A 19,027-nucleotide genomic window follows, 5' to 3' on the forward strand; every position below is an offset into this window, starting at 1 on the left:
AGCGTTCTGGACATCACCCGCAGGGCCGGCCCTGTTTGCCTGCCACTGCGCGCCGCACTGTCTCGACAGGCCACCAGCCTGCCTTCACCAGTGCGGCGCGCAGTGGCAGGCAAACAGAACCGGTGACACCCACGTCGAATAGATCAGAGCATCCCTGAGATGATTCTGCGCCGACGAAAGTCGTCAAACAGTCGCGTAAACATCGCCTTGGTTTCGACATGTTCGTGGAAGCCGAAGCGACGCGCCTTGGAGCCGTCGCCGAACATGTCGTAATCCCACGAGAACACGAAGTCCGCGAAACGCCAGGACGATACCTCGGACCAGTCGTGCGACGCCAAGCCTTGGCGTTCGCCCATGGCTCGCCACAGGGGCGCTTTGTCCGCCATCACGGTGTCCAGCGATAGCGGCAGGGACGGCGCTACTTCTAGACCAAAATAGTCCGCGATGAAGGGCCACATCTCGTTCCAGCGAAACAGGTCGCCATTGGTGATGTTGAACGCCTGGTTGGCGCAACGCGGCTCGGTGGCTGCCCACACGGTGGCACGCGCGAGCAGGCCGGCGTCGGTCATTTCGAGCAGACGGTCGTAAGCGCCCGGCTTGCCGGGGAAGCGCAGCGGCAAGCCGAGTTCTTTGCTGATCGACGCGTAGACGGCGATCGCCAGCGCCAGGTTCATCGGATTGCCTGAGCGCGAATCCTCCAACCACGGCAGGGCGGATGGCCGACCAGTTCCACGCCCTGCCCTGCTGGCGCGCTTCGAGAAAGCGCTGCTGGTCGTGCATGAATTCCGGCGGCATAAAGGCCGCGTCGGTTTCTCGCGCGGGCGTCTTGAACGGTCCAAGGTGACCGCCGTAGACCTTGTAGCCCTGCATCAGGCTGATGTGTTGCAGGCTCTTGGCCACGGGCTCGATAGCGTCGACCACGTTCACCAGCATCGCGAGATTTGGCGGCACCAGTTCCGCCCAGGTGGGGCGATCCTGATAGGCGGTGTAGAACACGTGCGTCACGTCGGAAAGCGCGCCGAGTTTCTTTCGCGTGTCGTCGGCATCGAGAAGATCGACGGCGATGTGGCGCACGCGGCCCTGACTTGTACCGTCGCGGCGCGAGAGGCCGATCACCTGCCAATCGTCCAATGTCGACAGATGATCGATAAGGTTGCGACCAATCACGCCCTGCGCGCCGACGACGAGGGCTACCTTGTGCTGCGATGTCATGACGTTCCTTCGTTCAATGGAGCAAGTGCAGGAATCAGGCGCACGCGACTACGGTGGCGCCGCGGCGACGTTCGAGTGCGGCGCTGATCAGCGTGACCAACAGGCCGAGCAAAGCCACCACCGCACCCGCGATGCTCACCGAAGGTAGGCCAAGGTTCATACCGATCATCGAGCCACCGATGAAGGCACCGATGGCGTTGCCCAGATTGAACGCGGCGATATTGAGCGTGGAGGCAAGGTGCGGGCCTTCACTCGCTTGCTGCACCACACGCATCTGCAACGGCGGTACCGTGGCGAAAGCCGCAATGCCCCACACGAATACGGTGACGATGGCGGCGATGGTGTTGTGCATGGTCCAGGCGAAGGCAAACATGATCACTGCCAGCAGTACCAGCACGCTGGCCAATGACGGCATCAAGCGCCAGTCCGCCAGGCGGCCGCCCAGCATGTTGCCGATGGTGGTACCCACGCCGAACAGGATCAGCACCCAACCGGTAGCGCCCACGCTGACATGCGATACCTGCTGCAGGATCGGCGCGATGTAAGTGAACACGGTGAACACACCACCGAAACCCAGCACCGTCATCAGCAGCGCCAGCAGCACCTGCGGCTGTCGCAGCACGCGGAGCTCGCGCTTCATGTGTGGCGACGGCAGATCCGGCAAGGCCGGCACCAAACGCCATACCGCAATGGCTGCCACGATGCCCAGGCCGGTCACGGCGGCAAAGGTGGAGCGCCAGCCAGCCCACTGACCAAGGAAGGTGCCGAACGGCACGCCCAGTACGTTGGCCAGGGTCAGGCCGGTGAACATCAGCGCGATGGCGCGGGCTGCCTGCCCACGCGGCACGACGTGCGAGGCCACCACCGCACCGATACCGAAGAACGAGCCATGACAGAACGCGGCCACCACGCGAGCCACCATCAGCACGCCGTAGTTAGGCGCCACGGCGCACAGGGCGTTGCCCAGGATAAACAGGCCGAGCAGCAGCAACAGCGCGTTGCGCCGTTCCATGCGCGCGGTGAGGGCCGCCAGCAGCGGCGCACCCGCGGCCACGCCCAGCGCGTAGCCGGAGACCAGCAGGCCCGCGGAGGGAATGCTGACGTGCAGGTCCGATGCCACCTCGGGCAACAGGCCCATGATCACGAATTCGGTGGTACCGATGGCAAAAGCCGCCACGGACAGGGCCAGCAAGGCCAGCCGGGACGGGTCAGACGCCGAGGCGCCGGACGTTGGAAGGGAATCTTGTGCGTTCATGGGAGGGATCCCTGACGGAAACGGCCACCACTTTGCGCCTTGTCGTTTCCTGTGAGAATCGAGCAAACTAGAGAGGCATCTTTTCCCATAAGTTAAAGATCTCCTCTTTTCAGGGTCTGGGGTTCCATGGTCGATTTCGACGACATGCGCCTGTTTGTCCGCGCCGTCACCGAAGGCAGCCTGTCGGCGGCCGGCCGGGAGCTGGGCCTATCGCCAGCGGCCGCCAGCAAGCGGCTGACCCGCTTGGAGACCACGCTGGGCGTGCGGCTGCTGCAGCGCAGTTCGCGCCGACTGGTGCTTACTGAAGAGGGCACCATCTATTTCGAGCGGTGCCAGGCCATCATCGCTGACGTGGACGATGCCAATTCGGCGGTCGGGTTGCGCCAGTTGGAGGTGCGGGGGCAGCTGCACATCTCCGCGTCGGTGGATATGGGTCGGCAATACATCGGCCCCATTGCAGCGGATTTCGCCGGGCAGCACCCGCAGCTTCACCTGCGCCTGACCAATTCCGACACCATGCTCGACCTGTTCGAGTACGGGGTGGATGTGGCCGTGCGCGGCGGCAGCATGGCCGACTCGCGGCTGGTGTCGCGCTTGCTGACTAGCAACTTCCGCGTGCTCTGCGCCTCACCGGACTATCTGGAACGCCACGGACACCCCGACAGCGTGGAGGCCCTGCGGCACCACCGCTGCCTGATGCTGCACCGCCCCGGCCACAGCGTGTTGCCCTGGATCATGCAGACACCCGAGGGGCCACGCCCCCTGCGCGTGGATGCGGCGATCACCTGCGACAACGGCGACCTGATGCGCACGCTGGCGCTCGCCGGCCACGGCATCGCCTTCAAATCCGCCTGGGATATCGCCGAGGACGTGCGCGCAGGCCGACTGGTACCGCTCAAGAGCGAGGTAATCTTGCCGGACGCCCACATCTACGCCATCTACCCAAGCCGCGCCTACCTGCCTGCACGCATCCGCCTGTTCGTGGATCATCTGCAACAGGAACTCAAAGCGCGCGAGCAAGATGTGCTCGATACCGTACGCGCAGCCATGCGTTGAGGACATAGACCTTGCTGACCACCATTGTCGGTGCCCTGCTGCTTACCCTGCACATCGCCGGCGTGCTGGCCGCGATGCATGCAGTGATGAATACGCGCACGCCACAAGGCGCGTTTGCCTGGGCGCTGGGCCTGGTGCTTCTGCCCTACATCACGTTGGTGCCATACCTATATCTCGGGCGCAGCCGTTTCCACGGCTACGTGGACCTGCACCGTGCGCGACGCGGCCAGATCCAGGCCCTCGCCGACGAGCAGCTCGCGAACGAGGACGCTCCGCCCGTGGTCACCGAGCGCTACGGCGAAATCGCGCGCATGCTCGGCGCACGCTTCCACGAGGGCCAGCGCCTGCGCCTACTGGTGAATGGCGACGCCACGTTTGAGGCCATCCTCAGCGCTATCAGCGGGGCGCAGCGGTGTGTGCTGGTGCAGTTCTTCATCATCCACGACGACATGCTCGGCAAGCGCATGCAGCAGGTGTTGATCGATCGCGTGCGCGCCGGTGTAGACGTTTGTGTGCTGTACGACGGCATCGGCAGCCACGCGCTGCCTCATGCGTACGTGGAAACGCTGCGCGAAGCGGGCGTGAGTATTCATCCGTTCGCTACTCAGCGGCGCAGCAATCGCTTCCAGTTGAATTTCCGTAACCATCGCAAGATTGTCGTAGTCGACGGCATGCGCGGTTACGTCGGCGGGCTCAACGTGGGCGATGAGTATCTCGGCCTCAAGCCGCCGCTCGCTCCGTGGCGCGATACGCATCTGGAAATCGAAGGCCCTGCGGTGGCGGATCTGCAACGCAGTTTTGCGGAAGACTGGCACTGGGTAACGGGCGCCCTGCCCCCGCTGCTCAAGCCGCTGCTGGGCGAAGGCACGGCGCATACGCTGATTGCCGCCACGGGGCCGGCAGATCGCCAGGAAACATGCTCGCTGTTCTTTGTTGCGCTGATCCACGCGGCACGTCGCCGCCTGTGGATTACCACGCCCTATTTCGTGCCTGACCAGGCCGTGATGTCGGCGCTGCGGCTGGCCGTGTTCCGTGGCGTGGATGTCCGCGTGCTCATTCCGTCACGACCAGACCATCACACAGTATTCCTCGCCTCGACGTTGTACGCGCACGACGCCATCCGTGCGGGTATCCGCGTGTTCCGCTATCAGCCCGGTTTCATCCACGAAAAGGTACTGCTGGTGGACGACGATACGGCCTCGGTCGGCAGCATGAATCTCGACAACCGTTCGTTCCGTCTGAACTTTGAGATCGGCGCACTCAACGTGGACCGCGATTTCGCCACCCAGGTGGAAGCGATGCTGGGCAACGATTTTGCGCATGCCCATGAAGTCACCGAAGCGGAGTACGAGAAGGCGCCGTATCTGCGGCGGCTAGCGATGCATGTCGCCCGCTTGTTCGATCCGGTGCTCTGACGCCTGCCAGTTTCCTTGATCAGCCCTCGGCCTTGGTGCCGTAGACCACGAACAGGCCGCCCGTCAGCAACGCCGCGGCCAGCGACATGGCCGCCGCCACCACGAACATCGGTGCATAGCGCCCGCCGGAAGCAATCCAGCCGCCCAGCGGGCCAGTGACACCCAGCGCTACGTCGATGAACACGGAATACGCGGCGAGCGCTGCGCCGCGATTGCTCGCACTCACGCGCTCCACCGCCACCACGCCCAACGCGGGAAAGATCAGCGAGAAGCCGACGCCGCTCAACGCGGCACCCAGCATCGCCACACCGGCATGGTTGGCCGTGGCCAGCACGACCAGGCCGACACACTCCACCAGCAGAGAGACCAGCGCGGTGCGATAACCGCCGAAGTGCGCGATGGTCCAGCCCAGCACCAGACGCACACCGACGAAACACACACCGAAAATGCTGAGCGTCGGCGCGGCGCCGGACCAGCCCTCGCTCGCGTAGTACAAGGTGATGAAGGTGGCGATGACGCCAAAGCCGACCGAGCCCAGCGCAAGCCCCATGCCGTAGGGCGCGACGCGGCCGAACACGTGGTGCATCGGCATGCGCTCGCCGGCTTCGCTCCGCACCGCGGGGCGGCGCCATGCCAGCAACAGGCCAACCACCATCAGCAACAGACTCGCGACGCCGATGCTGGCGAAACCCAGCGCACCGGTCAGCACTACGCCCAGCGGCGCGCCCACCGCCAGCGCACCGTAGGTGGCAATGCCATTCCAGGAGATCACCTTGGCCGTGTGCTGGGCGCCGACGCTGCGAATGCCCCACATGATGCAACCCGTGGCCACGCAGCTTTCACCCATGCCGAGTGCAAGACGGGCCACCAGCATCACGGCGACCGACGCCATCGGCCAGCCGCGCAACAGGGCCGCGACAATCATCAGCACGCCGCTGGCGGCGCATGCCGTCAGGCCGATCAACGCGGCACGCTTGGGACCGGCCGTATCCGAGGTGCGCCCGGCGAAGCCACGGCTGAGCAACGTGGCTACGTACTGGGTGCTGATGACCAACCCCGCCAGCACCGCGCCAAAACCAAGATCGTTATGCACGAACGGCGGCAGCACCGCCAGTTGCATGCCGATCACCAGGTACGCCAGGAACGTGAAAAGGACGATCTGGACAATGCGCAGGGTCAGCGGCGATCCGCTTGCGCCCGGTTCAACGTGAGCATTCATGGGTACTACTTTGGGACAAGAAAAAAATAGCCTCGATGAGCGTCGACCGCGTCAGTCGGACTGGCGCCGCCGGCGGCTGGCCACCAGCCAGCCCAGATAGACGCCGATGCACACCCCGATGAACTCGGCCACCACACGGCCGCCAAGGTTGTCCGGGTCGTGTACTTCGGCCAGGCGCACGCGGAGCAGTTGCAGCGACTGCACGCGCCCGTAATTGAAATAGACGAGGTTCCACAGATCGTTGCCGCTAGCCAGCACCATGGCGATCAGGGTGGCCCAGCCGATCTCGACGGCTTGGCTCCATCCCTGGGTACGCCCAAAGAGGTGCAGCACGGTGTAGACCAGCAAGGCGATGACCAGCGCGATGGCGCCAGCCTCCAGCGAGCCGACGTACCCGTACCCCATCCAGGATTGATCGAAGAACATGCCCCTGTTTCCCATCGGCTGCCGTGGGATCAATTATGCCTGCGACAGCCGCCTGACCGCGCAATTGGCGAGGTCACTTTAGAAGGTTTTCGACCCTGAACGTTTTGCATCGACGCGGAATCCCGCGTCGAGCGCATCACACCTCACCAGCGCCAGGCTCGCTAGACTTTCCAACGCAACCTTTTGCGAGACCTGACGCGACCATGAAACCGCCCATCAGCAGCCGCGCCGCCCTTATCCTGGTCGACGTACAACCGGACTTCATGCCCGGTGGCGCGCTCGCCTGCCACGAGGGTGACACCATCGTGCCGGGCATCGATCAGCTGTTGAAACGCGACATTTTCAGGCACGTCGTGGCCACCCAGGACTGGCACCCGCCCGGCCACGTGTCGTTTGCCACGTCACACCCTGGGCGCGAGCCCTTCGACCGCATTCCGCTCTACGGCCACGCCCAGACGCTTTGGCCGCCGCACTGCGTGCAGCACACGCCCGGTGCGGAGCTGCACCCCTCCATCGACTGGTCGCACCTGGATACGGTGATCCGTAAGGGCGACGACCCTCGTGTGGATTCGTACAGCGGTTTCCGCGAGAACCACGGGCCGCATGGCAAGCGCCCCTCCACGCCGCTGCATGGCTGGCTACGCGAACAAGGCGTGGACGAGGTTTATCTATGTGGACTGGCGCGCGATGTCTGCGTGCTGTGGACGGCGCAGGACGCAGTGGAACTGGGCTACCGCACGCACGTGCTATGGGACCTTACGCGCCCCGTATCGCCAGACACCGATCTCTCCACGCGCGTGCGCTTCGACAACATGGGCGTGGGCGTGGTCGATTCGTCCGAGCTGGCCTGAGGCCAGTCCCTCAGGCGTCATCCTCGGAGCCGACGCTGACCTGCGGCTCACCGTCCTCGTCGATGCTTACGCTGACATCGATGGGTCGGCAGCAGACCTGGCAATCCTCGAAGTAGCGCTGGCTGCTGGCGGAGCCATCGACGAGGATCTCGATGGCTTCGCCGCAGTAAGGACAATGGATGAGGACGGCTTCGAGCATGTCGCTCACGTTACTTGTCCGGGTCGACGCGTCGTTCAGCGCTTGGCGAGCGACAGCGATGAGCCCCACTTGTTGACCTCGATGGTCGCGCTCTCGCCCGCCGCCAGCGTGGTATCCACGTGTGCATCGCTGCTCACCTTGTGGCATGCGCCGGAGTTGCGCAGCGACACGGTGTGCGCGCCACTGGGCACATAAAGCGTCGCCTGCTCGCCCGTCTCCAGCTGCGCGGCGAACTTATCGTCAATCACCACCTGGCTGGAGCAGCCGCCGCCAAAATAGCCATTGGCGCGCACGATCTGCAGCGTGGCGTTGCCATCGCCCGGCGCCTGGTAGAGGAACTGGCGATTGGACACCACGTCCTTGATGACCTTGTCGTGGTCGTTGGTCACGCCGCAACCGGTCAGCGCCACCATGGCCACCAACACCGCCGCACCTACCGCGCTCTGCATGATCTTCATCACCACACTCCACTTGATCCGAAAGTTAGCTGTCCGAGCATCGCGAAGACGCGATCAACCTGTTGTGAATCGTACGCTTACGGTGGGGGGCTGGTTCCCATGCCGAAGGGCACAGGATGCGGAACCAGCCCTCACGCGCCGTCCGGCGGGCCAACTGCAGCAAGGCTTTGTCCTTGCTGAGCAGGCATTGCGCGCCCGCCCCCAGTGCCAGTTCGAGGAATTTCTGGTCGTCCGGGTCCGCGCAGCGCGGCAATTTCACCGCCGGTGGCGGCACCAGGGCGGACGCGGGCAGCAGGACCACCCAGCGGTCGAATGCCGCTACGGCGTCGCCGCGCGCGGCGTCCGTTAGCCCGAAGGCGGGATATTCCAGCACCGCCAGCCATTCCTCGCGGCACGGTTCGTCCACCACAGCGACCACGGTGCCCTCCCGCAACGCATCCATCAGGCGGTCGCAGGCGGGGTCGCGGAACACGAACAGGTCGAGGGCAACGTTGGTGTCGAGGACGAGCCGGGGAACGGAAACAGGCATGGCGCGCATGGTGGCACACCCGGCCGGTTAAAATGATCGCCCCACCCCTGCGGACTACCGACATGACCGAACGCTTTTTCGACCACTATGCGGTTCGCGCCACGGCCATCGCCGAGGGCTCGCGCTACAGCGCCTGCGTGGTGGTGTCGCCGCTCGGATGTGCTGGCTTCCCCGTGTATTTCGCGGTCTGCGAGAACCGTAGTTTCCGCGACAGGGACCTTGCTGAAGCAGCGGCGGCCAAGGCGCTGGACGCCATCGAGTCACTGGAAGACGACGGTACGCCGGTGTTCCCCGAGGGCTACACCGGCTTTGATGACGAGCCACCGGCACCGTGACCGCATTGAAGTACCTGGGCGGTTACCCGCCGGCCTTGCTCGATAAGGTGCGCCAGCAGATCGACCGCGGTGAGCTGGGCGAGTACCTGCAGAAACGCCACCCCGGCCGCCACGAAGTGCAGAGCGACAAGGCGCTCTATGCCTACACCAATGCGCTACGCCAGGAGCACCTGCGCAACGCACCCGGCATCGACCGCGTGTGGTACGACAGCAAGCTCGACGTGATCAACAAGGCGCTGGGCATGCACACGGCTATCTCCCATGTGCACGGCAGCCGCATGAAGGCGCGCAAGGAGATCCGTATTGCCGCCCTGTTCCGGGATACGCCGCCGGAGTTCCTCAAGATGATCGTGGTGCACGAGCTGGCGCACCTGAAGGAAGCCGAGCACAACAAGGCGTTCTATCAGCTGTGCGAGTACATGCAGCCGGATTACCACCAGCAGGAATTCGACCTTCGTCTGTACCTCACCTGGCGTGATGTGCAGGCCGCCGCCCTGCTTGAGGCCAAGGCGCCGCGATAGAATGGGGGTGCCCCTCCCGATCGGTATCGCCCATGCCCGCTTGGTTCCATCAGTGGCTTAATCGTCCCCGCACCATCCAGATCGGCGGACGACCGTTCGTCAGCGAAGGGCTGACGCAACGCATTTGGGACGACATCTACCATTCTGCGCTCACCATCCGCTGGCCGACGTTCTTCGGGCTGGCCGCGGCCGTGTTCCTGGTGCTGAATGCGTTGTTCGGCCTGCTTTACCAGCTGGGCGACCACGCCATCGCCAACCAGTTTCCCTCCAACTTCGCCGGCGCATTCTTCTTCAGCGTGGAAACGCTGGCGACCGTCGGCTATGGCGACATGCACCCGCAGACGCTGTACGGCCATCTGGTGGCGACGGTAGAGATCTTTTTCGGCATGCTGAGCATCGCCCTGGTGACCGGCCTGGTGTTCGCCCGCTTCTCGCGGCCGCGGGCCAAGATGATGTTTGCCGATCATCCGGTGATCCGCCTCGTGCACGGCAAGCGCACGCTGATGATCCGCGCGGCCAACGCGCGCCAGAACGTGATCGCCGCAGCCTCTGCGAAGCTGCATCTGCTGCTGCGCGAAACCTCACCAGAAGGTTTTCGCCTGCGCCGCATCCACGACCTCACGCTGTTGCGCGACCGCCACCCGGTGTTCACGCTGAGCTGGAGCCTGATGCACGTCATCGACGAAGGCAGCCCACTGCATGGCATGAGCGCGGAGGATCTGGCGGCCTCCGAAGCCACCTTGATGCTAAGCATCGAAGGCATCGACGAAACCACTTCGCAGTCGATGCTCGCCCGCCGCCAGTGGAGTTATCGCGAGTGGCGCTGGAACCATCGCTACGTCGATCTGGTGCACGACGACGAACTGGGCATCAGCCACATCGACTACGGCGTCTTCCACCAGGTGCTGCCGGTGGAACAGGATGAGGACAGCGATCGCTTCTGAGCGCGCTACAGCGTCAACAGTACTTTCCCGATGGCGGCACGGCTTTCCAGATACTCGTGCGCACGAGCGCCATCCCGCAGCAGAAAACGCGCGGCAATGTGCGGCTTCACTGCACCCTGCCGAATCTGCTCGAACAGCATCGCCGCCCGTTCGCGCCGCACTTCCGGCCCGGTCAGCACGTTCCACAGGTCGCCGCCCGTCAGGGTGAGCGAGCGGTCCATCAGCAGGCGCGGATCGACTGGATCGGGATCGCCCGCCGCCATGCCATAGAACACCACGGTGCCACCAATACGTGCCGCCGCCAGGCTGTCCGCGAGCGTGCGCCCCACCGAGTCGTATACAACATTGGCGCCATGACCGCCGGTCAACGAACGCGCGGCCTGTACCCACTCCCCGTACCCCACGGCCGCATCGGCGCCCGCAGTGATGACCGCGTCGCGCTTGGCTTCATTTGAGGCGATGCCCAGCACCACCGCCCCCAACGACTTGAGCATCTGCACCAGCAGCAGGCCCACGCCGCCTGCGGCGGCATGCACTACAGCGACGTCGCCCGCCCGCGCAGCGAAGCTGTCGGTGACGAGGTACTGCGCCGTCAGCCCCTGCAGCAGAACGGCAGCCGCTGTGTCGTCGTCGATGTCATCAGGCAGGGGAATCAGGCGGTCGCGGTCCACCACAACCAGTTCCGCGTTGGCGTGCGGCATGTCGGCAAAGCCGACGCGAGTACCGACAGGAAAGCGCGCGTCCCCATCCACCGCTATCTCCACCACGCCCGCCCCTTCGTAGCCCAGCACCCAAGGTGCCGCTCCACTGAGGTGATAGTTGCCATTACGCCGGTAAACATCGGCAAAGTTGAGCCCAACGCTCTTCATCCGCACCAGAACTTGGCCGGGGCCGGGCACCGGGTCTGGACGCTCGGTCCAGCGCAGCACGCCGGCAGGGCCAAAGTGGTCAAACGTCAGTGCGTGCATCGGGTCATCCGAACGGGACTAAGGACGACAGGTTAATCAGGGAGCTCACTGCCGCCAACAGATCAGGATCAAAAGTGACAGCGGCGTCGTCTTTTCCTTACGGGAACCTGTACTCTGCGTCAACGTAACGCAAAATCGCGCGTTATTGAGGTCCATTGACCGCACGGGTGCGGTCATCGTTCAGGAGACAGCGCCATGCGGCGTACCTTTGTCGTGGGTTGCCCGCGTTCCGGTACCACTATTGTCCAGGCGCTGCTGGCGCGACACCCTGCGGTCTATACGCTGCCGGAAACCGCGTTCTTCGAACAATTGCATGGGGACCTGACGATGCGTTGGGGCGATGCGCGCATGCATATCCGCCGCCTGCGTCGCTGGCGCCAGACCCTCGGGCTTACTCGCCGCCATGCGCGCGAAACCTATGCCGCGCTACATGTGCAACTGACCGGTAAGCGGCCGGCCATGCTGCCGACCTATCACCACCAGAGTCTTTCCCAGCGTTTCCTCGCCGTGCTGGACCGCTCCGCCGCCTCAGCCGAACGCTCCATGTGGCTGGAGAAGACCCCGAACCATCTCCTCTACATCCCCGAGATCGAAGCTGCTGCGCCTGATGCCCGCTTCGTCCACGTGGTGCGGCGGGGCATGGACGTGCTGGCATCGCTGGCCGACGTCTACCTGCGCTTTGAGAACGACGATGCCTTCGGCGGCGGTACCGTGCACTGGGCGCGCCGCTGGAATCGCGCGATGGAGATCCATGGTCAGCACGTCGGGCGTACCCAGCATCACTTCGTCTTTCTGGAGGATCTGGTGCGCCAGCCGGACAACGAATGGGCGCGTCTTTGCGCCTTCCTCGAGCTGCCGCCGGATGCACCACTGGAAAATGCCAACCACCAGCCCATCGCCAATCTGAAAGACGAACCCTGGAAGCTCTCGGCCATTGGCGGCCAGGTGCGCGAGGCCGACCGAAAGGTCGACAGCCTGTTCGGTCCCAAGCTGCAGCGTTGGCTGCACGGCCGCCTAGTCTCCTACGAGGATCTGCACGCGCAATGCCAAGCCACTCGCGCGACTCTCGTATCCCGGACGCCCAAAACCGCCGGGATACTCGTAGCCAACGTCGGCTGAGCTACCTCACCCGGTTCAGCCGCTCGGAACCGGGACTTCGCTGGCGCGATTGAAGTCACCGATGGCCTCGACCAGATCGGTGACAGCGAGACGCTCGGCCTCGGTAAGGTCGGGGTTCCAGCTATCCAGGATCACCACCACGCGGGTGCGATCGCTACGGTTCCAGGCCTCGTGCTCGAAAGTGTCGTCGAAGCTGACGCACCGGCCTTCTTTCCACTCGTGCAGCTCACCACCAACGTTGATCGCGCACTCGGGCGGTACGATCAAGGGCAGGTGCGTCACCAGACGCGTGTTGGTCACGCCACGGTGCGGCAGGATGTGGGTTCCCGGGCGCAGCACCGAGAACAACGTTTCGGGCGCGTGGTCGCGGATGCGCACCAACGGAACCTGATCCAGCAGGGCCGAGGTGCGCGGGCACCGCACATGGTGCTCGTCAAACCGATCGCCATGGCGATAGAAGAAGTAGGCATCCCATTGCGCCGGTTGCGCGCCCGATGAACGCAAGTGCCCCTTGAGCTCGTCCGCGCTCTGGTTACCCAGGAACGGCAGCAACGGCTGCTGCTCAGCCAGTACGGCGAGCAGTTCTTCGCGGATGACCTCGGTGGCTGCCTCCAAATCGGCCTGCCAGGGGAAACGCTCGCGGCCGTAGTAGGGCTGGCTCGGAATATCAGGGAAGTAGAGGAATTTGGGCTTCTGGCGGGCGTCCGGGATGTTGGCCGGCTTTTCGCCCAGATAGATGGCTAGGCAATGCTCCACGCGTGCCAGTTCGCCCTGACCGTAACGCTGCCGCAGGGGCTCGAGCACGGCATCGAACGTGCTGCGCCGTCCGACGTCGATCATGCGCATGGCATGGTGCACGGAATCGCGCAGCCCCGGTGCCGTCGTCGCATCGCTCATCCATCGACCGTGTGCCTGCGCGCCGTTGACGGCACCGAAATAGGCGAGCACTGCGCCGTGCTGGTCACCCACTTGCTCGAGCGCCATGCCCAGGCGCAGGCGGGCCACAAACAGTCCCGGCGCCACGTCCAGGCATCGGCGCAGTGTGTCGATCGCCCCACTGAAATGGCCGGCCGCCATTTCCGCCGCACCCATCTGATGAAGAATGTCCGGGTTCTGCGGCTGCACCTTCACCGCCCGCTGGAGCAAAGCCACGGCGCCCAGCGCATCCCCCCTCATCAGGCGGTTGGCGGCCAGGAACTGCAGCGCCTCGACATCATCCGGCACCCGCTCCAACAACCGCGCAAACGACTGTTCGGCAGCTGCCACATCCCCCGTGCGCAGACCGTGCAACGCCGACTCGCGCAGCGCGGCTACTCCCCCTTCAACACCGTTGCTCATTGTTACCCCGCGCTCAAAGGCATTGCTGCCATCCATCCCCGAAACGCTGCAGTCTTTGCTGCCGTGCGTACATGCATAATAAGCATGTTTTGACGAGCCGCATGCACCTTTGGCGTCGCAGGAAGATGCGCGGCGTAGACATCATTCTCGACCGGGCTATTGATGAATCCGCGACTGCAGGGGCTGGGACCCAACGCGACCCAACAAGTGATGATCGCCGCCCAGGCACTGGATGCCGGCCGCGTGGACGATGCCGAGAGGCAATTGGCACGCGTGATCGCGGCCTACCCCGATCACCCCGAAGTTCTGCGTATGCAGGCCGGCATCCACAGCATGCGTGGAAAGCACGAGCTGGCCGTCGGCACGATGCGGCGCGCGATCGCTCTGCGCCCGCAAGACCCGATGTATCACAACACCCTGGGCTCCCTACTGGGCAACGCCGGGGAGTACGAGGCGGCCATCGCCGCTTTGCGCCACACCTGCCAGCTTCAGCCCGACCTCGCCATGGCGTGGTTCAACCTGGGCGTGATGCTGACTAAGAGCGTGCGCAACGAAGAGGCCGCCGAGGCCCTCCAGCGAGCGATATCGCTCGCTCCAGGCCATCTTTCCGCTCGGGCACTGCTGGCCGACATCCTGCGCACCCGCGGGCGGGTGGACGAGGCTGCCACGGAGTACCGCCGGATCATCGCCGCACAGCCGACCGCCGGCTTGGCCTGGTGGGGATTGGCCGATCTGCGCACGCAGCACTTCAGCGATGACGACATTGCACAGATGCGCGCGGCCCAGGCCAGGCCTGAGGCCAGTGAGCAGGATCGCGTGACCATCGGTTTTGCCTTGGCGAAGGCCCTGGATGAGCATGGCCGTTACGCAGAATCACTCGACGCGCTCGCCACGGCGAATGCGGTGGCGCAGCGTAGCCATCCATGGAATGCCGCGGCGTTCTCCGCCAGCGTGGCATCGATCACCGATGCATTCGACCCGCCGCGCGCGACCTCAGCCGAACCGCTGGGACACGAAGTCATCTTCATCGCGAGTCTGCCTCGCTCGGGCTCCACCTTGGTGGAACAGATCCTTGCCACGCACTCGTCGGTGGAAGGCGCTGGCGAGCTGCCGGACCTGCCCTATGTGCTGGGCGAAGAGTCGCGCCGTCGCGGCAAGCCCTTCCCGCTCTGGGTCAGCGACATGCAGCCGGAAGACTGGCAGCGTCTGGGCCGCCACTACCTGGAACGCACGGCTCACTGGCGCCGCGAGCGACCGGTGTTTACCGACAAGTTGCCCAACAATTGGATCTACATCGGCGCCATCCGCGCGATGCTGCCGGAAGCGCGTGTGGTGGTGTGTCGCCGCGATCCGCTGGAAACCTGCTTCTCCTGCTATCGCCAGCCGCTGGATGCCAACAACGGTTACACGCGCACCTTCGACGATCTGGCGATGTTCTGGCGCGATTTCGATCGCAGCGTCACGCGCAGCACAAGCCTGCATCCAGATGCCGTGCGAGAACACCACTACGAAGCGATGATCGACGATCCGGAAACGCAGATTCGCGAGCTGCTCGCCTTCAGTCGACTGCCGTTCGAAGAAGCCTGCCTTCGATTCCACGAAAACCGCCGCGACGTCCGCTCGCCTAGCGCCACGCAGGTGCGCCAGCCGTTGCGCCGCGACACAGCGCGCAGCGCGCAGTACGGCGCCCTGCTCGACCCGCTGCGCAAGGCACTTGGCTTGCCGATCCTCGGTGCATGAACGCGTCGATGCCTCCGGCGGATGCACCGGAAGCGGAGTGGCTGGCGAGGGGACGCGCCCTGACCTTGCAGGGCCATGTGCAAACCGCGCTCGCGATCTATGAGCAGGCGAGCGAACACTTTCCGGCATCTTCCGATATTCGCATCGGGCTCGCTGGATTGTGCTGGCAGGCGGGCCAGCAGGAACGCGCGGAGTCACTCCTGCGTGCGTGGCTGACGGATCATCACAACGACGACGCGTCGACCTTCCTGCTGGTGGATTTGTTGCGTGAACAAGGGCGTCTCGGCGATGCCGCCGACGCGATGCGCACCCTCTTCACCCATGGGCCGCAGAGCGTGGATACCGTTATTCGTGCCATCGAGACGTTGGACGACTATGGTCGCCAGCAGGACGCCGCAGCGATTGGCGAGGCCGCCATCGCCAACGGCGCGAATGATCCACGCTTGCATGCCTACGCGGGCATGCTCGCCATCCAGCTCAGGACAGTTCGAGCGTACGCGGCAGCACTACGACATCGCCATGGCGATGACTCCGGATGCCGTCGAGTGGAATATTCCGCTTGGGCTCGCTGGCCTGCAGCGTTACCGCGACGCGCAACATCCCGATTTCGCCTTCTTCCGAGAACTACTGCGGCGTTCCACGCTCAGTGATGCGGCGCGCAGCGGCACGTTGTTTGCGCCAGGCAAGGCCTACGACGATGTGGACGACGTCGAGCAAGCGGTACAGGTGCTACGGCAAGCCAACGCGCTGATGCAAAGCAGTCACCCCTGGTCGCGCAAGCTGTGGAAGCGCAGCATTGAGGCACGCCTAGGCGCGCCCTCGTATGGGCCCCCGCTAGCGCCCGTCGACGACTGGATACCTGTCTTCATTGTCGGCGTTCCGCGTTCCGGCACGACGCTACTCGCTGAACGATTGGCTCGCCACCCGCAGGTGTGCACGCGTGGCGAGCTGGGCTGGCTGCAGGTCGCGGCGCAGCGCGTTGCGCAGGCGGCTACCGTCCAGCGGTCAGTACTGGAAGATGCTGCTGCACTTTATGCGACGCACGCGCGACAGGGTGAGCACAACGCGCGCTGGATCATCGACAAGCAGCCACTCAACCTGCTGCACGTCGATCTCATCCTTTCGCTGTGGCCGCACGCGCGCATCATCCATTGCGAGCGCAACGCGCGCGACACCGCGCTGTCTTTGTGGATGCAGTCCTTCCACGATCGCGCGCACGACTATGCCTACGATTTCGATGACATCGGCGCGGTGATCCATGGCTGCCGGCGACTGATGGCGCACTGGACGAAACGCTACGGTGACTCCATCCGCACGGTGCACTACGAAACATTTGTCGCCGCACCGGACGAAGAATTCGCTGCGCTCGAAGCGTGGCTGCAGCTGCCCTCAGTCCCGCCGGTGCCAGCTGCACCGACGCCCTCGCCTATCAGCACGGCGAGTGCATGGCAGGCACGCCAGCCGGTGTACACACGCTCGGTGGGACGCTGGCAGCGCTATGCGGCCTACCTGCCCGAGTTGCGGACGTTGCCTGAGCACTGACGCAGGCAACAGCAACGCCGTCACTCGTCGACTGAGTAACCCCAGTGGCGCAGCATGGGTTCAAGCGTAGGCAACACCGGCTCCAGGTACTGACGGTACTTCTGCCAACGCCCCATGCCCTTGCGATTCACCGGCTCGATCACCTGCGAATAGCTGGGCGTACCGATGAAGCTCTTGTTGCGCGCGTGTTGGTCGAAAGCCAACATCGGCGACGCGTCCTCAAGCCCAATGAAGGAAGCGAGGCGTTCAACCTGCCGCGGGAAATCCGTCACCAGATCTTCATAGCGAGAAACCATCACGTTAGGCCGGAGGACTTCCACCTGCTCCAGCCATGTGGTCATAGCTTCAACGTAAGCGTGAGCCAGACGATCCAGAGTGCTGCACGCCGCCGCCAGGACGCTGGCACGGAAGTTCTGCATGTAGCAACTGAGCACAACATCGCATGGGTGGCGCACGGCCAAGATGAGCTTGGCCTCCGGAAACAGCCGGTGGATCATCGGCAGCCACTGCATGTTCAACGGATTCTTGTCGACCAGTTGAGCATCCCAACGACGGTTGATGCGCTCCATCACCATCGTGTTGTACCGCTTGCGCAACTCATCGCAGTCGTACTGTCGAAGCACGCTCAGATCGTCGAGTATCCGCTGGTCGTGCTGTCGAAGTATCAACGACAAGCGGCTAAAGAACGGGTTTTCGTCCATGGACTGCAGGGCGCTATGGGCGTCCAGCATCTGTTCCAGCAACGTGGTCCCCGAACGCGGAAAACCCACGACAAACAGGGGTGAATCGTGTGCGTCAGGTGCGATATGTTGCGGCCATTGCGCATACTGTTCGGCCGTCACGCTCGGTGCGTCGCTGGGCAATGCCTTCGCACCAGGCGCGTAATGTTCGGGTGACTCGTGCTGCCTGATGCGGGTGTTGACGCTGTGCGCTTCCTTGAGCGCACGCATCGCAGCGTCGACGTCACCTAGCTTGTCGCACGAGGCTGCCAGCTGGAAATAGTGCTGGTCATCCTCGGGCCCGTTCGGACCGCACTTCTCCAGCAACTGCCGCGCGCTGGCATGGTCACCGCGACGCTGAGCGAGTGTGGCGAGTATGTATTCGGCCTCAATGAGGAGTTCGCCCCCGGTCCGGTTGGCGAGATCAAGCACCGGACGTACTGCCGCTTCCGCATCGTCCAGTCGATTGAGGCGTTCGTACAAGCTCGCCAACAGCAGACGCACTTCGGGCGCCATCGGCTGTCGCGTCAACAGATCCTCGAGCAATGCAGCCGCATCCAGCAGGTCATTACGCAGCGTCAGCACCTGTGCAAGATCCATCTGAAGAGCGTCGTCTTGCAATGGGATCCAGCTACGCCATGGCTTGAGCAGGTCACCTGCGCCGTCGAAATCCTGGCATCCACAGCAGGCGCGTGCCGCGCGTATGCGAATCCAAGGCGATTCCCGATCAAGCGCGTATGCGTCGAGCAGTATCTCGCGTGCGGCCGGGTATTGGTGGCGCTCCACCAGCATCAGGCCAAGCTGAGCCTTGGGAACCGCGTTGTTTGGATCAAGCTCCACGGCCTTCTGATACGCCACGAAAGCCTCGTCGCGGCGCCCCACCTCCGCCAGCTGCGTGGCGTAGTTGTTCCAGTGCAGGCTGGACAACGGATAGTACCGAACCAGGTCTGCGTAGACAGCCAATGCCTCGCCAGGACGACCCTGATATTGCAGGCTCAAAGCCAAAAGTATCAGGACGTTTTCTTCTCGCGGATTCAACTGCACGGCATCGCGGCCAAGCTTTTCCGCCAGCGCGAACTGACCGGCCTGCAGCGCACCCATGATGGATGGAATGGTTTCGGAATTCATGGCCCACACAAAAAAAGAGGCCGCGTGAAATATTCACGCGGCCCATCAAGGTT

General features: G+C 64.1%; 20 protein-coding genes and 1 pseudogene. 10 read left to right on the forward strand and 11 right to left on the reverse strand.

What is annotated here, in order from left to right:
- Positions 1-143: 143 nt before the first annotated feature.
- From DYST_RS11005 to DYST_RS11015, 3 genes and pseudogenes are all read right to left on the reverse strand, one after another.
- Entirely contained in the window at positions 144-674 is a 531-nt protein-coding gene (locus DYST_RS11005) for a hypothetical protein (protein WP_239951858.1), read from the reverse strand.
- 73 nt (positions 675-747) lie between these two features.
- A pseudogene (locus tag DYST_RS24325) lies at positions 748-1,212 on the reverse strand (NAD-dependent epimerase/dehydratase family protein); the annotation flags it as partial.
- A 34-nt stretch (positions 1,213-1,246) separates the two neighbouring features.
- A complete protein-coding gene (locus tag DYST_RS11015; protein WP_102301952.1) occupies positions 1,247-2,467 on the reverse strand; it encodes an MFS transporter in 1,221 nt (406 codons plus the stop codon).
- 126 nt (positions 2,468-2,593) lie between these two features.
- On the opposite strand from DYST_RS11015, the gene DYST_RS11020 reads away from it, so the two are divergent.
- Positions 2,594-3,523, forward strand: coding sequence for a LysR family transcriptional regulator (locus DYST_RS11020; RefSeq protein WP_102301951.1), 930 nt, complete (start codon positions 2,594-2,596; stop codon positions 3,521-3,523).
- A gap of 11 nt (positions 3,524-3,534) precedes the next feature.
- The gene (gene cls, locus DYST_RS11025; protein WP_239951862.1) at positions 3,535-4,938 is read left to right on the forward strand and encodes a cardiolipin synthase; all 1,404 of its coding nucleotides are present in this window, start codon (positions 3,535-3,537) and stop codon (positions 4,936-4,938) included.
- A gap of 19 nt (positions 4,939-4,957) precedes the next feature.
- Here cls and DYST_RS11030 read toward each other — a convergent pair whose 3' ends face one another.
- Positions 4,958-6,157 (reverse strand): MFS transporter, encoded by a 1,200-nt coding sequence (locus DYST_RS11030; protein WP_239951863.1) that lies wholly within the window; start codon positions 6,155-6,157, stop codon positions 4,958-4,960.
- Between the two features lie 51 nt (positions 6,158-6,208).
- Positions 6,209-6,583 (reverse strand): hypothetical protein, encoded by a 375-nt coding sequence (locus DYST_RS11035; RefSeq protein ID WP_239951865.1) that lies wholly within the window; start codon positions 6,581-6,583, stop codon positions 6,209-6,211.
- A 203-nt stretch (positions 6,584-6,786) separates the two neighbouring features.
- Here DYST_RS11035 and pncA point away from each other — a divergent pair, with 203 nt between their 5' ends.
- Positions 6,787-7,434, forward strand: coding sequence for a bifunctional nicotinamidase/pyrazinamidase (gene pncA, locus DYST_RS11040; RefSeq protein WP_239951867.1), 648 nt, complete (start codon positions 6,787-6,789; stop codon positions 7,432-7,434).
- A gap of 10 nt (positions 7,435-7,444) precedes the next feature.
- Here pncA and DYST_RS11045 read toward each other — a convergent pair whose 3' ends face one another.
- Genes DYST_RS11045 through DYST_RS11055 form a run of 3 tightly spaced genes read right to left on the reverse strand, consistent with a single transcriptional unit; the run spans position 7,445 to position 8,629 of the window.
- Positions 7,445-7,633 carry a CPXCG motif-containing cysteine-rich protein gene (locus DYST_RS11045; RefSeq protein ID WP_239952103.1) on the reverse strand — a complete coding sequence of 63 codons (189 nt, stop codon included), beginning with the start codon at positions 7,631-7,633 and terminating at the stop codon, positions 7,445-7,447.
- Positions 7,634-7,668: 35 nt separating this feature from the next.
- Positions 7,669-8,091, reverse strand: coding sequence for a hypothetical protein (locus tag DYST_RS11050; RefSeq protein WP_239951869.1), 423 nt, complete (start codon positions 8,089-8,091; stop codon positions 7,669-7,671).
- A 25-nt stretch (positions 8,092-8,116) separates the two neighbouring features.
- Positions 8,117-8,629 carry a putative toxin-antitoxin system toxin component, PIN family gene (locus DYST_RS11055; RefSeq protein WP_239951871.1) on the reverse strand — a complete coding sequence of 171 codons (513 nt, stop codon included), beginning with the start codon at positions 8,627-8,629 and terminating at the stop codon, positions 8,117-8,119.
- A 53-nt stretch (positions 8,630-8,682) separates the two neighbouring features.
- Here DYST_RS11055 and DYST_RS11060 point away from each other — a divergent pair, with 53 nt between their 5' ends.
- Genes DYST_RS11060 through DYST_RS11070 form a run of 3 tightly spaced genes read left to right on the forward strand, consistent with a single transcriptional unit; the run spans position 8,683 to position 10,420 of the window.
- A complete protein-coding gene (locus DYST_RS11060; protein ID WP_239951873.1) occupies positions 8,683-8,955 on the forward strand; it encodes a hypothetical protein in 273 nt (90 codons plus the stop codon).
- Positions 8,952-9,476 carry a M48 metallopeptidase family protein gene (locus DYST_RS11065; protein WP_239951875.1) on the forward strand — a complete coding sequence of 175 codons (525 nt, stop codon included), beginning with the start codon at positions 8,952-8,954 and terminating at the stop codon, positions 9,474-9,476. The genes DYST_RS11060 and DYST_RS11065 overlap by 4 nt, the downstream gene beginning before the upstream one ends.
- Positions 9,477-9,508: 32 nt before the next feature.
- Positions 9,509-10,420, forward strand: a complete 912-nt coding sequence (locus DYST_RS11070) for an ion channel (protein ID WP_239951877.1) — start codon at positions 9,509-9,511, stop codon at positions 10,418-10,420.
- Positions 10,421-10,425: 5 nt separating this feature from the next.
- On the opposite strand, the gene DYST_RS11075 is transcribed toward DYST_RS11070, so the two are convergent.
- The gene (locus DYST_RS11075) at positions 10,426-11,388 is read right to left on the reverse strand and encodes a quinone oxidoreductase family protein (protein WP_239951879.1); all 963 of its coding nucleotides are present in this window, start codon (positions 11,386-11,388) and stop codon (positions 10,426-10,428) included.
- A 195-nt stretch (positions 11,389-11,583) separates the two neighbouring features.
- Between DYST_RS11075 and DYST_RS11080 the strand changes: the two genes are divergently transcribed.
- Positions 11,584-12,507, forward strand: coding sequence for a sulfotransferase family protein (locus DYST_RS11080; RefSeq protein ID WP_239951881.1), 924 nt, complete (start codon positions 11,584-11,586; stop codon positions 12,505-12,507).
- Positions 12,508-12,522: 15 nt separating this feature from the next.
- On the opposite strand, the gene DYST_RS11085 is transcribed toward DYST_RS11080, so the two are convergent.
- The gene (locus tag DYST_RS11085) at positions 12,523-13,845 is read right to left on the reverse strand and encodes an aspartyl/asparaginyl beta-hydroxylase domain-containing protein (protein WP_239951882.1); all 1,323 of its coding nucleotides are present in this window, start codon (positions 13,843-13,845) and stop codon (positions 12,523-12,525) included.
- A 162-nt stretch (positions 13,846-14,007) separates the two neighbouring features.
- Between DYST_RS11085 and DYST_RS11090 the strand changes: the two genes are divergently transcribed.
- The 3 genes from DYST_RS11090 to DYST_RS11100 all read left to right on the forward strand — a co-directional run bounded on the left by DYST_RS11090 (position 14,008) and on the right by DYST_RS11100 (position 17,127).
- Positions 14,008-15,585, forward strand: coding sequence for a tetratricopeptide repeat-containing sulfotransferase family protein (locus tag DYST_RS11090; RefSeq protein ID WP_239951884.1), 1,578 nt, complete (start codon positions 14,008-14,010; stop codon positions 15,583-15,585).
- Positions 15,582-16,235 (forward strand): tetratricopeptide repeat protein, encoded by a 654-nt coding sequence (locus tag DYST_RS11095; RefSeq protein ID WP_239951885.1) that lies wholly within the window; start codon positions 15,582-15,584, stop codon positions 16,233-16,235. The genes DYST_RS11090 and DYST_RS11095 overlap by 4 nt, the downstream gene beginning before the upstream one ends.
- 100 nt (positions 16,236-16,335) lie before the next feature.
- On the forward strand, positions 16,336-17,127 hold the full coding sequence (locus DYST_RS11100; RefSeq protein WP_239952104.1) for a sulfotransferase family protein: 792 nt from the start codon (positions 16,336-16,338) through the stop codon (positions 17,125-17,127).
- A 20-nt stretch (positions 17,128-17,147) separates the two neighbouring features.
- Here the strand turns inward: DYST_RS11100 and DYST_RS11105 are convergent, their stop codons facing one another.
- Complete coding sequence (locus tag DYST_RS11105) at positions 17,148-18,974, reverse strand: tetratricopeptide repeat-containing sulfotransferase family protein (RefSeq protein ID WP_239951887.1); 1,827 nt, start codon at positions 18,972-18,974, stop codon at positions 17,148-17,150.
- Between the last annotated feature and the right edge of the window lie 53 nt (positions 18,975-19,027).

Origin of the sequence: Dyella terrae, assembly GCF_022394535.1 — a bacterium.
GTDB lineage: Bacteria > Pseudomonadota > Gammaproteobacteria > Xanthomonadales > Rhodanobacteraceae > Dyella.